Source organism: Burkholderia sp. Ac-20384, assembly GCF_017104605.1.
GTDB lineage: Bacteria > Pseudomonadota > Gammaproteobacteria > Burkholderiales > Burkholderiaceae > Burkholderia > Burkholderia lata.
In genome coordinates, this window is sequence record NZ_JAAGPE010000090.1 from 16,101 (window position 1) to 31,417 (window position 15,317).

The 15,317-nt window shown below is 68.2% G+C and carries 17 protein-coding genes; 16 read left to right on the forward strand and 1 reads right to left on the reverse strand.

Translation table 11 applies throughout. From position 1 onward, the window contains the following. Positions 1–106 precede the first annotated feature (106 nt). From hemN to ureG, 16 genes are all read left to right on the forward strand, one after another. A complete protein-coding gene (gene hemN / locus G3O00_RS18840) occupies positions 107–1,498 on the forward strand; it encodes an oxygen-independent coproporphyrinogen III oxidase (protein ID WP_206143935.1) in 1,392 nt (463 codons plus the stop codon). 85 nt (positions 1,499–1,583) lie between these two features. Further along, on the forward strand, positions 1,584–1,841 hold the full coding sequence (locus G3O00_RS18845; RefSeq protein ID WP_011351195.1) for a hypothetical protein: 258 nt from the start codon (positions 1,584–1,586) through the stop codon (positions 1,839–1,841). A gap of 104 nt (positions 1,842–1,945) precedes the next feature. Continuing rightward, on the forward strand, positions 1,946–2,602 hold the full coding sequence (locus G3O00_RS18850; protein WP_011351194.1) for a protein-L-isoaspartate O-methyltransferase: 657 nt from the start codon (positions 1,946–1,948) through the stop codon (positions 2,600–2,602). A gap of 14 nt (positions 2,603–2,616) precedes the next feature. Then, entirely contained in the window at positions 2,617–2,940 is a 324-nt protein-coding gene (locus G3O00_RS18855; protein WP_011351193.1) for a rhodanese-like domain-containing protein, read from the forward strand. A gap of 456 nt (positions 2,941–3,396) precedes the next feature. Beyond that, entirely contained in the window at positions 3,397–4,704 is a 1,308-nt protein-coding gene (gene urtA / locus G3O00_RS18860; protein WP_206143936.1) for an urea ABC transporter substrate-binding protein, read from the forward strand. Between the two features lie 149 nt (positions 4,705–4,853). Next, the gene (gene urtB, locus G3O00_RS18865; protein ID WP_206143937.1) at positions 4,854–6,473 is read left to right on the forward strand and encodes an urea ABC transporter permease subunit UrtB; all 1,620 of its coding nucleotides are present in this window, start codon (positions 4,854–4,856) and stop codon (positions 6,471–6,473) included. A 1-nt stretch (position 6,474) separates the two neighbouring features. Beyond that, positions 6,475–7,662, forward strand: coding sequence for an urea ABC transporter permease subunit UrtC (gene urtC, locus G3O00_RS18870; protein WP_174931113.1), 1,188 nt, complete (start codon positions 6,475–6,477; stop codon positions 7,660–7,662). Continuing rightward, positions 7,659–8,516, forward strand: a complete 858-nt coding sequence (gene urtD, locus G3O00_RS18875) for an urea ABC transporter ATP-binding protein UrtD (protein WP_206143938.1) — start codon at positions 7,659–7,661, stop codon at positions 8,514–8,516. The genes urtC and urtD overlap by 4 nt, the downstream gene beginning before the upstream one ends. A gap of 4 nt (positions 8,517–8,520) precedes the next feature. Beyond that, positions 8,521–9,213, forward strand: coding sequence for an urea ABC transporter ATP-binding subunit UrtE (gene urtE, locus G3O00_RS18880; protein ID WP_206143939.1), 693 nt, complete (start codon positions 8,521–8,523; stop codon positions 9,211–9,213). A 194-nt stretch (positions 9,214–9,407) separates the two neighbouring features. Next, positions 9,408–10,283, forward strand: coding sequence for an urease accessory protein UreD (locus G3O00_RS18885; RefSeq protein ID WP_174931111.1), 876 nt, complete (start codon positions 9,408–9,410; stop codon positions 10,281–10,283). Between the two features lie 236 nt (positions 10,284–10,519). Next, positions 10,520–10,822, forward strand: a complete 303-nt coding sequence (ureA, locus tag G3O00_RS18890) for an urease subunit gamma (RefSeq protein WP_006406310.1) — start codon at positions 10,520–10,522, stop codon at positions 10,820–10,822. An 8-nt stretch (positions 10,823–10,830) separates the two neighbouring features. Beyond that, positions 10,831–11,136 carry an urease subunit beta gene (locus G3O00_RS18895; RefSeq protein ID WP_174931110.1) on the forward strand — a complete coding sequence of 102 codons (306 nt, stop codon included), beginning with the start codon at positions 10,831–10,833 and terminating at the stop codon, positions 11,134–11,136. Positions 11,137–11,165: 29 nt separating this feature from the next. Next, the gene (gene ureC / locus G3O00_RS18900) at positions 11,166–12,872 is read left to right on the forward strand and encodes an urease subunit alpha (RefSeq protein WP_069247329.1); all 1,707 of its coding nucleotides are present in this window, start codon (positions 11,166–11,168) and stop codon (positions 12,870–12,872) included. Between the two features lie 22 nt (positions 12,873–12,894). After that, positions 12,895–13,512, forward strand: a complete 618-nt coding sequence (ureE, locus tag G3O00_RS18905) for an urease accessory protein UreE (protein ID WP_206143940.1) — start codon at positions 12,895–12,897, stop codon at positions 13,510–13,512. Next, positions 13,499–14,179, forward strand: a complete 681-nt coding sequence (locus tag G3O00_RS18910; RefSeq protein ID WP_206143941.1) for an urease accessory UreF family protein — start codon at positions 13,499–13,501, stop codon at positions 14,177–14,179. Before ureE ends, G3O00_RS18910 begins: the two co-directional genes overlap by 14 nt. 18 nt (positions 14,180–14,197) lie before the next feature. Next, a complete protein-coding gene (ureG, locus tag G3O00_RS18915) occupies positions 14,198–14,845 on the forward strand; it encodes an urease accessory protein UreG (RefSeq protein WP_011351182.1) in 648 nt (215 codons plus the stop codon). Between the two features lie 63 nt (positions 14,846–14,908). Here ureG and G3O00_RS18920 read toward each other — a convergent pair. Next, positions 14,909–15,317, reverse strand: a 409-nt coding sequence (locus tag G3O00_RS18920; RefSeq protein ID WP_346778986.1) for a glycosyltransferase, incomplete at its 5' end; no start/stop codon positions are given.

The window sequence follows — 15,317 nt, forward strand, 5'->3', positions numbered from 1 at the left end:
GCAGCCCCACCCCGCATTGTGCCATCGCCTGCTGCGACGTTATTACACAATGCAGCCGAATCGCGCGTTTATATACTCGAAAGCATCTAAAAAGCGCGAGGTTGTCATGCGTTCCGGTTCTGCCGACACACTGTTCCGTCCCGATTTGCTAGCCAAGTACGGCGCGAACGGGCCGCGCTATACGTCGTACCCCACCGCACTGCAGTTCCGCGACGATTTCGACCCGGCCGACTATGTGCGCGCGGCGAGCGACCCCGGCGCATCGTCGAGCGAGCTGTCGCTGTACGTCCACATCCCGTTCTGCAACACCGCGTGCTTCTACTGCGGCTGCAACAAGATCGCGACCAACAACCACCGCCGCGCGCGCCCGTATCTCGACCAGCTCAAGCGCGAGATGGCGCTGCAGGCCGCGCTGTTCGATCCCGCGCGCCCGGTCACGCAACTGCACTGGGGCGGCGGCACGCCTACCTTCCTGTCCGACGACGAAACGGCCGAGCTGATGGCGGCCACGCGCGAGCACTTCGCGCTCGCGCCGGATGCCGACGCCGAGTTCTCGATCGAGATCGACCCGCGCACGGTCACGCCCGCGACGCTCGTCCACCTGCGCACCATCGGCTTCAACCGGCTGAGCCTCGGCGTGCAGGATTTCGATCCGGTCGTGCAGCAGGCGATCAACCGCATCCAGCCGCTCGCGATGACGGCCGACCTGCTCTCCGCCGCGCGCACGACGGGCTTTCATTCGGTCAGCGTCGACCTGATCTACGGGCTGCCGCACCAGACCGTGTCCGTATTCGCGCGCACGCTCGAAACGATCATCGAACTCGCGCCCGACCGGCTGTCGGTGTTCGGCTACGCGCACATGCCGCACCTGTTCAAGATGCAGCGTCAGATCGACGACGCGACGCTGCCGCCGCCGGAGGCGCGCATCGCGCTGCTCGGCCTCGCGATCGACATGCTGACGTCGGCCGGCTACGTGTACATCGGGATGGACCACTTCGCGCGGCCGTCCGACGAACTCGTGCGCGCGCAGAAGAACGGCACGCTGCAGCGCAATTTCCAGGGCTACAGCACGCGGGCGGATACCGATCTCGTCGGGTTCGGCGTGTCGTCGATCGGCAAGGTCGGCGACGTCTACGCGCAGAACGCGAAAGACCTGCCCGCGTACGGCGCCGCGCTCGATGCGGGCCGGCTGCCGATCGCGCGCGGCGTGCGGCTCACGCCCGACGACCGGCTGCGCCGCGACGTGATCACGCAACTGATGTGCAACCTCGACCTGCCGTTCTCGCATGTCGAGGCCGCGCACGGCATCCGCTTCGCCGATCATTTCGCGCGCGAACTCGACGCGCTGCGCCCGTTCGAGCGCGACGGGCTGCTGACGATCGCGGCCGACCGCCTGACGATCCATCCGGCCGGCCGGATGGTCGTGCGCAACATCGCGATGGCGTTCGACGCGTATCTCGGCCAGACGCAGCAGCAGCGCTATTCGCGCACGGTCTAGGGCCAGACGGCTCCCAGGCCACCGGCCGCACGCCAGCGGCCGGTTTGATACAGTGTGGGGCTTACGCCCCGCCAGATTCCGCACGATGCGCACCACCAAAGCGACCCACGCGGTCGAACGCCTGAAAACCCGCTCCGGCAACCCGCAATTCGCGGCCGTCGCGATGGCGGGCGGCCTGTTCTATCTCGTCGACCGCTCCGGCGGCACCACCGAGAAGCGCTGCGAGCCGCTGCCGCTCGACGAGTTCGTCAAGTTCGTCGACGAATTCGGCCCCAAAAAGCCGCGCAAGGCGAGCAAGCTCGACCTCGCGTTCGAGGCGCAGATCAAGAAGAGCAAGGGGTAAAGGTCTGTTGCAGGCCGCCTGAAGGCTTCGCAGCCGCCCCGTTTGGTACAATCACGAAGTTTCTCTATCCCCGCTGATGGCCGACCAGGCTGCGTGACCACACCATGAATATCGAAAACGCGCGTTTCAACATGATCGAACAACAGATCCGGCCGTGGGACGTGCTGGATCTCGACGTCCTGGGCCTGCTGTCGATCGTCAAGCGTGAAAACTACGTTCCGGCCGAATACCGCGATCTCGCGTTCGCCGATCTCGAACTCCCGCTGCCCGGCGGCAACAGCAAGATGTTGTTCCCGCGCGTCGAAGCACGCGTGCTGCAGGAGCTGACGGTCAAGAAGCACGAGAACGTGCTGATCATCGGCGCCGGCTCGGGCTACCTGGCTGCACTGTTCGCGCACCGCGCGCAGCACGTGACGGCCGTCGAGATCGATCCGACCAACGCGAAGTTCGCGGAAGACAACCTGCGCAACGACGGCGTGACCAACGCGGAAGTCGTCCTCGGCGACGGTTCGCGCGGCTGGGCCGGCAAGGCGCCGTATGACGTGATCTGCGTCGCGGGCGGCCTGCCCGTCGTGCCGCAGGAAATGCTCGAACAGCTGAAGGTCGGCGGCCGCCTCGCGGCATTCGTCGGCGGCCGTCCGGTGATGAAGGCACAGATCATCACGCGCATCGACGACAAGCAGTACCGCGTCGCCGACGTGTTCGAAACGTACATCGACCACCTCGTCAACGCGATCGAGCCGTCGCGCTTCAAGTTCTGAGCGACGGAGCCACCATGCAGATCCTGACGGCCGCGATGCTCGCGGAATGGCTCGGCGACAAGGCGCGCCCCGCGCCGGTCGTGCTCGACGTGCGCGAACCGTGGGAAATCGCGACCGCGCATATCGCGGGCAGCGTGTCGATCCCGATGCAGCAGATTCCCGCGCGCAGCGAAGAGCTCGACGACGAAGCGGAAATCGTCTGCGTGTGCCATCACGGGATGCGCAGCGCGCAGGTCGCGATGTTCCTCGAATCGCGCGGCTTCACGAAGCTGTACAACCTGCAAGGCGGGATCGACGCGTGGTCGCGCGACGTCGATCCGTCCGTGCCGCGTTACTGATCCTGACGGTGGCGCATCGCGCGCCGCCTCGCCGATCGGCACACCGCCGCCGGCCGCACTGATCCCCCGAACGGGCACGCATCGCGTGCCCGTTTCTCTTTTCCGCTCTGGTTAATCACTTCAGCGTCGTCTCGATGACCGACAGCGGCGCCGCGCTGCGTCCGTGACCAGCCCTGCCCGCGTGGCGCGAAGTCACGGCGCACGCCGGTTCCCGCACCGCGTGCAGGTGCAGGCACCGGAACGGGGAACCCCGACCGTGCACCATTTGCGCCCGTGACCCTGCACCGCGACGGACCGCGCATGCTGCACGACGCGTCACGCGCACCGTCCCGACGCCACGCACCGCCCCGCGCAGGCACGCCGGACGTGCATCCGCACGACTGGCACATGCCTTGCGTTACCCGTTGGCCAGCGCCTTCAAGGCGCACGCATATCCAACACGTCAAGGGGAACCCGATGAAACGTCGCAGTCTGTTGAAGTTCGGTTCGATGGCCGGCGCACTCGCGCTCGCGGGCAAGAGCCCGTTCGTTCACGCGGCCGATTCGGGCACCGGCCCGATCAAGGTCGGCATCCTGCACTCGCTGTCGGGCACGATGGCGATCTCGGAGACGTCGCTGAAGGACACCGCGCTGATGACGATCGCCGACATCAACAAGAGCGGCGGCGTGATGGGCCGCAAGCTCGAACCCGTGGTGGTCGATCCCGCGTCGAACTGGCCGCTGTTCGCCGAGAAGGCGCGCCAACTGCTCACGCAGGACAAGGTCGCGTGCGTGTTCGGCTGCTGGACGTCGGTGTCGCGCAAGTCGGTGCTGCCGGTGTTCGAGGAGTTGAACGGCCTGCTCTACTACCCGGTGCAGTACGAAGGCGAGGAAATGTCGCGCAACGTGTTCTACACGGGCGCCGCGCCGAACCAGCAGGCGATCCCGGCCGTCGAGTACCTGATGAGCGCGGAAGGTGGCGGCGCGAAGCGCTTCTTCCTGCTCGGCACCGACTACGTGTACCCGCGCACGACCAACAAGATCCTGCGTGCGTTCCTGAAATCGAAGGGCGTGAAGGACGCCGACATTCAGGAGGTCTACACGCCGTTCGGCCACAGCGATTACCAGACCATCGTCGCGAACATCAAGAACTTCTCGCAAGGCGGCAAGACGACCGTGATCTCGACGATCAACGGCGACTCGAACGTGCCGTTCTACAAGGAGCTCGGCAACCAGGGGATCAAGGCGACCGACGTGCCGGTCGTCGCGTTCTCGGTCGGCGAGGAAGAGCTGCGCGGGATCGACACGAAGCCGCTCGTCGGTCACCTCGCCGCGTGGAATTACTTCATGTCGGTGAAGAACCCGACCAACACGAAGTTCAAGGACCAGTTCGCCGCGTGGGTGAAGGCGAACAACCTGCCGGGCGGCGCGAAGCGCGTGACCAACGACCCGATGGAAGCGACCTACGTCGGCATCCACATGTGGAAGCAGGCCGTCGAGAAGGCGAAGAGCACCGACGTCGACAAGGTGCGCGTCGCGATGGTCGGCCAGACCGTCGCCGCGCCGTCGGGCTTCACGCTTGCGATGGACGGCAACCATCACCTGCACAAGCCGGTGATGATCGGCGAGATCCGCGGCGACGGGCAATTCAACGTCGTGTGGAAAACCAGGACCGCGGTGCGCGCGCAACCGTGGAGCCCGTTCATCGCGGGCAACCAGGGCAAGCCGGACATCGTCACGTCGATCCCGGCCTTCCTGCGCCGGCAGCGCGCGGCGCTCGCCTGATGCAGGGCGGTACGTCGCGCGTCACGCGCGACATACCGCTCGCACGCCGATGCCGAACCCGATGCGGTGGCCGCGCTTGCCGAGATGAGCCGCAAGCGCCCACGCATCGCCGCACGCATCCGCTTCCCCACGCCCGACAGGATTTCCCGATGCCTACACGCTTTCGCCGAGCCGCCGTCGCGATCGTCGCGTGCGCCGCCCTCGCGGGCGGGCTGCCACGCGCCGCGTTCGCGCTGACGGCGACCGATACCGCCGCGCTCGCCGGCGAAGACTTCGACGCGAAGACGACCGCGATCGAACGGCTCGCCGCCGACTCCGACCCACGCGCCGTCGCGCTGCTCAATGCGCTGTCGACCGGCGACGCGCTCGCGACCGGCGACGGCCGCCTGCTGATCCAGACCGGCGACACCGCGCACGATGCGCTCACGCAGGCCGCGACGCCGGCCGGCGACGCGCAGCCCGTGATGCTGAACAACCTGCTGCGCACGAAGATCACCGGTGCTCTGTCGGGGCTCGCGCTCGCGTCGCCCGACGTCGCCGCGCGTCGCGACGCGATCGATGCATTGCTGAAATCGCCCGACCCGGCGCTCAAGCCGATGATCGACCGCGCGCGTGCGAAGGAAACCGATCCCGCGCTGAAGCGCCGCCTCGACGCACTGTGGGCGATCGCCGCGCTGCACGATGCCGATCCGGCGAAGCGCCTCGAGGCCGTGCAGGTGGTGGCTGCACGCCAGGACCTCGACATGATCGAGCAGTTGCGCCCGCTCGTCGCGAAGAACGCCGACGGCAGCTATGCGGAGCCCGACGCGCGCGTGCGCGACGCCGCGCAGCAAGGACTCGACGCATTGCACACGCTGCAGCGCCGCGGCGAGATCGTCGGCACGCTGTTTGCCGGCCTGTCGCTCGGCAGTGTGCTGCTGCTCGCCGCGCTCGGCCTCGCGATCACGTACGGGCTGATCGGCGTGATCAACATGGCGCACGGCGAATTCCTGATGATCGGTGCGTACGCAACCTATGTCGTGCAGACGCTGATCCAGCGCTACGCGCCCGGCGCGTTCGACTGGTATCCGCTCGTCGCGGTGCCGGTGTCGTTCGTGACGGCCGCGCTCGTCGGCATCGTCCTCGAACGGCTCGTGCTGCGGCACCTGTACGGCCGCCCGCTCGAGACGCTGCTCGCGACCTTCGGCGTGAGCCTGATCCTGATCCAGGCGACGCGGATGCTGTTCGGCGCGCAGAACGTGCAGGTCGTGAACCCGTCGTGGATGAGCGGCGGCGTGACCGTGATGCAGAACCTGATCCTGCCGTACAACCGGCTCGCGATCCTCGCATTCGCACTCGCGGTGGTGTTCGTCGCGTGGGCCGTGCTGACGAAGACGCGGCTCGGGCTGTTCGTGCGCGCCGTCACGCAGAACCGCCGGATGGCCGCGTGCGTCGGCGTGAAGACCGCGCGCGTCGACGCGTATGCGTTCGCATTCGGCGCGGGCATCGCGGGCCTCGGCGGCTGCGCGCTGTCGCAGATCGGCAACGTGGGCCCCGACCTCGGCCAGAACTACATCATCGATTCGTTCATGGCGGTCGTGCTCGGCGGTGTCGGGCAGATCGCCGGCACCGTGCTCGGCGGCTTCGGGCTCGGCCTCGCGAGCAAGGCGATCGAGCCGTTCTGGGGCGCCGTGCTCGCGAAGATCGCGGTGCTCGTGATGATCGTGCTGTTCATCCAGAAACGTCCGCAGGGCATGTTTGCCCCGAAGGGCCGCAGTGCGGAGGCTTGACGTGACTTCATTCACCCACTCGTTGTCCAACCCGGCCGCCGATGCGCCGAAGCCGGCTGCCGCCGCACGCACGGAAGAGCGCTTCGCGCTCGGCCTGCCGCCCCGCCCCGCGCTGCTGTCGCGACGCGCGTGGCTCGCGCTGATCGCGCTGTGCGTCGCGATCGGCATCGGCGTGCCGCTCGCCGCGCTCGTCGCGCCCGAGTCGAGCGCGTTCCATCTGTCCGCGTACGCGATGACGCTCACCGGCAAGCTGATGTGCTACGCGATCGCCGCGCTCGCGCTCGATCTCGTGTGGGGCTACTGCGGGATCCTGAGCCTCGGCCACGGGCTGTTCTTCGCGCTCGGCGGCTATGCGATCGGCATGACCCTGATGCGCGAGATCGGCCGCGACGGCAAGTACGGCAGCGACCTGCCCGACTTCATGGTGTTCCTCGACTGGCACCAGCTGCCGTGGTACTGGAGCGGCACGCAGCATCTCGCGTGGGCACTCGCACTCGTCGTGCTCGTGCCGGCCGTGCTCGCGTGGGTGTTCGGCTTCTTCACGTTCCGCTCGCGCGTGAAGGGCGTGTACCTGTCGATCATCACGCAGGCGATGACGTTCGCCGCGATGCTGCTGTTCTATCGCAACGAGACGGGCTTCGGCGGCAACAACGGCTTCACCGACTTCAAGCGCATCGCGGGCTTTGCGATCACGTCGCCCGGCACGCGCACGGTGCTGTTGCTGCTGACGTTCGCGACGCTCGTGCTCGCGTTCATCGCCGCGCGTGCGATCGTCACCAGCAAGCTCGGGCGTGTCGTCACCGCGGTGCGCGACGGCGAGACGCGGCTGATGTTTCTCGGCTACAGCCCGCTCGCGTACAAGCTGTTCGTGTGGACCGTGTCGGCCGTGCTGTGCGGCATCGCGGGCGCGCTATACGTGCCGCAGGTCGGCATCATCAACCCCGGCGAGATGTCGCCCGGCAACTCGATCGAGATGGCGATCTGGGTCGCGGTAGGCGGGCGCGGCACGCTGATCGGGCCGATCGTCGGCGCGTTCGCGGTGAACGGTGCGAAAAGCCTGTTTACCGCGTACTTCGCCGAATACTGGCTGTTCTTCCTCGGCCTGATCTTCGTGCTCGTGCCGCTGCTGTTGCCGCGCGGGATCATGGGCCTCGTCGAAACCTTGATCGCGAAGGGGAAACGCGCATGAACGGAACGGCCCTGTACCAGTTCACGCCGCCGTCCGAAGACGAAGGGCTGGCCGTCAGCGGCACCGCATCGATGGGGCGCGTGGTGCCGCCCGGCATCGACACGTCGCACGGCACGATCCTCTACCTCGAGGATATCGAGGTGAGCTTCGACGGTTTCCGCGCGCTGAAGAAGCTGTCGCTCGCGATCGACGCGGGCGAGCTGCGCTGCGTGATCGGCCCGAACGGCGCCGGCAAGACGACGATGATGGACGTGATCACCGGCAAGACACGCCCCGATGCGGGCAAGGTGTTTCTCGGCCAGACGATCGACCTCGCACGGATGAACGAGCCCGAGATCGCGCGCGCGGGCATCGGCCGCAAGTTCCAGAAGCCGACCGTGTTCGAACAGCATCCGGTGTGGGAGAACCTCGAGCTCGCGATGCAGACCGACAAGGGCTGGCTCGCGTCGCTGCGCGCGCGGCTCGACCGCACCGCGCAGGCGAAGATCGAGGAGACGCTCGCGCTGATCGGCCTCGAGAGCCACGCCTTCCGCGCGGCCGGCGAGCTGTCGCACGGGCAGAAGCAGCGGCTCGAGATCGGCATGCTGCTGATGCAGCGCCCCGCGCTGCTGCTGCTCGACGAGCCGGCGGCCGGGATGACCGACCACGAGACGATGGAGCTCGCCGAGCTGCTGAACACGCTGCGCGGCACCTGCTCGATGATGGTCGTCGAGCACGACATGGAATTCGTCGCGGCGCTCGCGGGCGACACGGGCCGCGTGACGGTGATGGCCGAAGGCGCGGTGCTCGCGCAAGGCACGCTCGATCAGGTCAAGCGCGACGACGCGGTGATCGAGTCTTACCTTGGACGATGATGCGATGCTGAAGATCGATGCACTGAACCAGTACTACGGCGGCAGCCATATCCTGCGCAACGTGAGCCTCGCCGCCGACGACGGCAAGCTCACCGTGCTGCTCGGCCGCAACGGCGTCGGCAAGAGCACGCTGCTGCGCTGCCTGATGGGCGTCGTCACCGCGAAAAGCGGCAGCGTGTCGTGGCGCGGCACGGCGCTCGGCGCGATGCCCCCGTATGCGCGCGTCGCGGCCGGGCTCGCGTACGTGCCGCAGGGCCGCGACATCTTTCCGCGGTTGACTGTCGAGGAGAACCTGCTCGTCGGCGCCGCGAGCCGGAAGGCACCGTCGAAGGTGCCCGACCGCATCTACGACCTGTTCCCGGTACTGAAGGACATGCGTGCGCGGCGCGGCGGCGACCTGTCGGGCGGCCAGCAGCAACAGCTCGCGATCGGCCGCGCGCTGATGAGCGAGCCGCAGTTGCTGATCCTCGACGAACCGACCGAAGGCATCCAGCCGTCGATCATCCAGGACATCGGCCGCACGCTGCGCCAGCTCGTCGACGAATCGAAGATGACCGTGCTGCTCGTCGAGCAGTATTACGACTTCGCCCAGTCGATCGCCGACCGCTACTGGGTGATGAGCCGTGGCGAGATCGTCGCGGGCGGCGATGCGCACGAGATGGAAGCGAACGGTGTGCGGGAGCTGATCGCGGTGTAGCGGGAAAGGCGCCCAGGGGTGGCGTCGCGTCCGGTCAGAGATCCGGCGCCTCGCCAGGCAGCGCATGTCGGGCGCACGCCGGCGAAGCGGCGCGCCCCGGGAGCGGCGTTGCCACGCTCTGCAACGCGGGCACCGCGGCGTATATTGTTGCGGTAGCATCCTCGTTCCCCGCGCCCGTCCCCTGCTTCCCGCCGATGTCCGCCCCCGATTCCCGTGCCCCGCTGTCCCGCCCTGCCGTCGCCAAGTCGTGGCACGGCCGCCTCGAACTCGGTTTCGAGCGGCACGGCGCGCGCACGACGCTCGCGCACCGGCTGCACGACGGCCCGCTGCGCGTGCAGCGGCCGCTGTATCCGGAAGGCGATGCGATCTGCCACGCGGTGATCGTTCACCCGCCGGGCGGCGTCGCCGGCGGCGACCGGCTCGACATCGACATCGCGCTCGGCGACGGCACGCACGCCGTGCTGACGACGCCCGGCGCGACCAAGTGGTACAAGTCGAACGGGCTGGACGCGACACAGCGCATCGGCATCACGGTCGGCGAACACGCGAAACTCGACTGGCTGCCGCAGAACAACCTGTTCTTCGACGCAGCGCATGCTTCGCTCGACTTCACGGTGAAACTCGGCACGGGTGCGACTGCGATCGGCTGGGACGCGTCGCAGCTCGGCCGGCAGGCGGCCGGCGAAACCTGGTCGGCGGGCCGCGTCGCGTCGACCTCCGCGCTCGTCGATGCCGACGGCCGGCCGCTATGGACCGAACGCGCGCTGCTCGATGCGCGCGACCCGCTGCGTGACGCATTGCAGGGGCTCGCCGGCTTTCCCGCGTACGGCACGCTGTGGGCGGCCGGCGCTGCATGCGACGCCGCACTCGCCGAATCGCTCGCCGCGCGGATGCCGTTCGATGCCACGCTGCGCGCGGGCGCGACCTGCGTGACGCCGGGCGTCGTGCTCGTCCGCGCGCTGTCGACGTCGATGGAAGCGCTGCAACGCCACTTCACCGACTGCTGGCTGCATCTGCGGCCGATCGTGCACGGTGTCGACGCACGGCCGCTGCGCCTCTGGCAAACCTGAGCGCGGTCGCGCCACGCACCGTTTCGGCGCAGCGTCGCGGCGGGCGCTGCACATTGCCCATGCATCGCGCACCACGAGCGCGCATCGCACGGCGTTCCATGCACATGGCACGCGCCTTGCTGCTTACATAACCGCTACACGACGCACGCAAAACAGCGCGGTGCTACGATGACCCGCGCATTCGCATCGTTGCGCGCGCACCGATAAAAATTACGTTTTACTGAACGTTTGCCTTCATGAAACTGACTCCCCGCGAGAAGGACAAGCTGCTGATCTTCACGGCGGCGCTGCTGGCCGAGCGCCGTCGCGCACGCGGCCTGAAGCTCAACTATCCGGAGGCGGTCGCCTTCATCACCGCCGCGCTGATGGAAGCGGCGCGCGACGGCAAGACGGTCGCCGAGGTGATGCATTACGGCACGACGCTGCTCACGCGCGACGACGTGATGGACGGCGTGCCGGAGATGATTCCCGACATCCAGGTCGAGGCGACCTTCCCCGACGGCACGAAGCTCGTGACCGTCCATCACCCGATTCCGTGAGGCCCCGCATGATCCCCGGCGAAATCCTCACCGACGACGGCGAACACGTACTGAACGCGGGCCGCACGACGCTGACGCTCGTCGTCGCGAACACCGGCGACCGTCCGGTGCAGGTCGGCTCGCACTACCACTTCTTCGAAGTCAACGACGCGCTGTCGTTCGATCGCGCGGCCGCACGCGGCTTTCGCCTGAACATCGCAGCCGGCACCGCGGTGCGCTTCGAGCCGGGCCAGACGCGCACCGTCGAGCTGGTCGCGCTCGCGGGCGATCGCGCCGTCTACGGTTTTCAGGGCAAGGTGATGGGGCCGCTGTAAGCCGCGCCCCGCTCTTCAGGAACAGCACCATGACACTACGCTTGAGCCGCCGCGCGTACGCGGAAATGTTCGGGCCGACGACGGGCGACCGCGTCCGGCTCGCCGACACCGAGCTGCTGATCGAGATCGAACGCGACTTCACGACCTACGGCGAGGAAGTGAAATTCGGCGGCGGGAAAGTGATCCGCGACGGCATGGGCCAGTCGCAGCGCGTGGCCGCCGACGTGCCCGACACGATCATCACGAACGCGGTGATCCTCGATCACTGGGGCATCGTGAAGGCCGACATCGCGATCAAGCACGGCCGCATCGCGGCGATCGGCAAGGCCGGCAATCCGGACATCCAGCCGGGCGTGACAATCGCGATCGGCGCCGCGACCGAAGTGATCGCCGGCGAAGGGCTGATCGTGACGGCCGGCGGCATCGACACGCACATCCACTTCATCAGCCCGCAGCAGATCGACGAGGCGCTCGCGTCGGGCGTCACGACGATGCTCGGCGGCGGCACGGGGCCGGCCACCGGCACCAACGCGACGACCTGCACGCCGGGCCCGTGGCACATGGAGCGGATGCTGCAGGCCGCCGACGGCTGGCCGATCAATCTCGGCTTTCTCGGCAAGGGCAACGCGAGCCTGCCGCAGCCGCTCGTCGAGCAGATCGCGGCCGGCGCGATCGGGCTGAAGCTGCATGAGGACTGGGGCACGACGCCCGCCGCGATCGACAACTGCCTTTCCGTCGCCGACGACACCGACACGCAGGTCGCGATCCATACCGACACGCTGAACGAAGGCGGCTTCGTCGAATCGACGGTCGCCGCGTTCAAGGGCCGCACGATCCACACGTACCACACCGAAGGCGCGGGCGGCGGCCATGCGCCCGACATCCTGAAGGTGTGCGGCGAGTCGAACGTGCTGCCGTCGTCGACCAACCCGACGCGCCCGTACACGATCAACACGCTCGACGAGCATCTCGACATGCTGATGGTGTGCCATCACCTCGATCCGTCGATCGCCGAGGATCTCGCATTCGCCGAATCGCGGATCCGCCGCGAGACGATCGCGGCCGAGGACATCCTGCACGATCTCGGCGCGCTGTCGATGCTGTCGTCCGATTCGCAGGCGATGGGCCGCGTCGGCGAGGTGATCATCCGCACGTGGCAGACCGCGCACAAGATGAAGGTGCAGCGCGGCGCGCTGCCGGAAGACAGCACGCGCAACGACAACTTCCGCGCGAAGCGCTACGTCGCGAAGTACACGATCAACCCGGCGCTCACGCACGGCATTGCGCACGAAGTCGGCTCGATCGAGCCCGGCAAGTGGGCCGACCTGGTGCTGTGGGAGCCGGCGTTCTTCGGGATCAAGCCGTCGATGATCCTCAAGGGCGGGATGATCGCGATGGCGCAGATGGGCGACCCGAACGCGTCGATTCCCACGCCGCAGCCGGTCCACTATCGTGAGATGTTCGCCACGCGCGGCGGTGCGCTCGCGCGCACGTCGCTGACCTTCGTGTCGCAGATGGCCGCCGATGCAGGCATCGCGGAACGCTACGGCCTCGCGAAGCGGATCGTGCCCGTGCGCAACTGCCGCAACGTGACGAAGGCCGACATGATCCACAACGCGTGGCGCCCGTCGATCAGCGTCGACCCCGAAACCTACGACGTGATCGCCGACGGCCAGTTGCTCACCTGCGAGCCGGCCACGGTGCTGCCGATGGCGCAGCGTTATTTCCTGTTCTGACCTGATTGCCGGTTTTCGACTCATGCGCACCCTCGACAAACGCATTGCCCCGAACGTGAAACTCGCCGCGTCGCTCGTCGCGCGCGCGCCGACGCTCACGCTCGCCTACGACGCCCGCTGCAAGAGCCGCCTCGCGGCGACGCTCGACACCGGCGAGGACGTCGCGGTCCTGCTGCCGCGCGGCACGATCCTGCGCGACGGCGACGTGCTCGTCGCCGACGACGGCGCGCTCGTGCGCATTGCCGCGGCGCCCGAGACCGTGCTGCGCGTGCGCGCCGCCGATCCGCTCACGCTGATGCGCGCCGCGTACCACCTCGGCAACCGTCACACGCCGGTCGAGATCGGCGACGGCTACCTGAAGCTCGAAGCCGACCCGGTGCTCGCGGACATGCTGCGCCGGCTCGGCACGCAGGTCGAGGAGACCCTCGCACCGTTCCAGCCGGAAGCCGGCGCGTACGGCGGCGGACACAAGCACGGGCACGACGCGACGTTCGCCGAGGATTACGCGCTCGCGCAGCAGGTGTTCGGCGAGCATCACGGCCACGCGCATTCGCACGACCACGACCACGACCACGACCACGACCACGACCATCAGCATGGTCCCGGTTGCGCGCACGGCCACGGCCATGACCGCCACTGAACTCGTCGCGCTGCTGCACCTTGCATCGCCGGCGCTGCCGATCGGCGCGTACAGCTATTCGCAGGGGCTTGAAGCGGCGCTCGACGCGAACCTGATCCACGATGCCGATACCGCACGCGACTGGATCGCGAGCGGCCTGACCGACGTGCTCGCGCACGGCGAGCTGCCGTTCCTCGCGCACCAGCTCGCGCGCTGGCACGCGCACGACACGCCGGCGCTCGTCACCGAGAATGTGTGGTTCATCGCGAGCCGCGAATCGGCCGAACTGCGCCGCGAGACCGAACAGATGGGCTGGTCGCTCGCGCAGCTGTGCGCGTCGCTCGAATGGGGTGATGCCGCGCGCCGCGCGACGCTCGCGGCGATGACGCCGATCGCGCTGCCCACCGCGTTCGCGTACGCAGCCGCCGCGCACGACGCAAGCGCCGACGCCGTGCTCGCCGCGTATGCATTCGGCTGGGTCGAGAACCAGACGTCCGCCGCGCTGAAGGCCGTGCCGCTCGGTCAGCTCGCCGGGCAACGCATCATCGTCGCGCTGCGCGGCGCGATCGACGCAGCCGTGCGCCGCGCGCTCGCGACGCCGCCCGACGCCGTCAACACGTTCGCGCCGCAGCTCGGCATCCTGTCCGCGCGGCACGAAACCCAGTATTCGCGGTTGTTCCGCTCCTGAACCCGACGCTTATCCGCCATGAACGCACCTGCTCCCTCCTCCGCCCGCCGCACGAAGAAACTGCCGCCGCTGCGCGTCGGCATCGGCGGCCCCGTCGGCTCCGGCAAGACGACGCTGCTCGAAATGCTGTGCAAGGCGATGCGCGACCGGTACGACCTCGTCGCAATCACCAACGACATCTACACAAAGGAAGACCAGCGGCTGCTGACGGTCGCGGGCGCGCTGCCCGAGGAGCGCATCATGGGCGTCGAGACGGGCGGCTGCCCGCACACGGCGATCCGCGAGGATGCGTCGATCAACCTCGAGGCCGTCGACCGGATGCTGTCGCGCTTCCCCGACGCCGACATCGTGTTCATCGAATCGGGCGGCGACAATCTCGCGGCGACCTTCAGCCCCGAGCTGTCGGACCTGACGATCTACGTGATCGACGTCGCGGGCGGCGAGAAGATTCCGCGCAAGGGCGGCCCCGGCATCACGAAGTCCGACCTGCTCGTGATCAACAAGACGGATCTCGCGCCGCTGGTCGGTGCGAACCTCGACGTGATGGCGTCCGACACGAAGAAGATGCGCGGCGAGCGGCCTTACGTGATGACGAACCTGAAGGCGCTCGAAGGCGTCGCGGACGTGATCGCGTTCATCGAGAAGAAGGGGTTGCTGACGGTCTGAACGGCGTGGCGGCGCCATACGGTGCCGCCACGCGTGCTCATGGCGGCATTGCGCCGCCTTCGCCTAGTCGTCGGAAGCGTCCTGCGCGTCCTGCAGCGTGCGCACGCCACGCTCGGCGGGCGGCAGCAGTGCCGCGAGCACGTCGACCGTGCGTGCAGTCGCGCCGCGGTGACGCGACGCGAATGCGGCGCCGGCCGCGCCCATCGCGATGCGCCGCGCCTTGTCGGCGAACAACGCGTCGAGCACGTGCGCGAGATCGAGCGGATCCTCGACCTGCAGCGCGGCGCCGGCCGCAACCGCATCGGCGGTCGCCTGCGTGAAGTTGAACACGTGCTTGCCGATCAGCACCGGCACGCCGACCGCGCACGCCTCGATCAGGTTCTGGCCGCCGAGCGGCAACAGGCTGCCGCCGATGAACGCGATGTCGGCCGCCGCGTAATACGCGCCGAGCTCGCCCATCGAATCGCCGAGC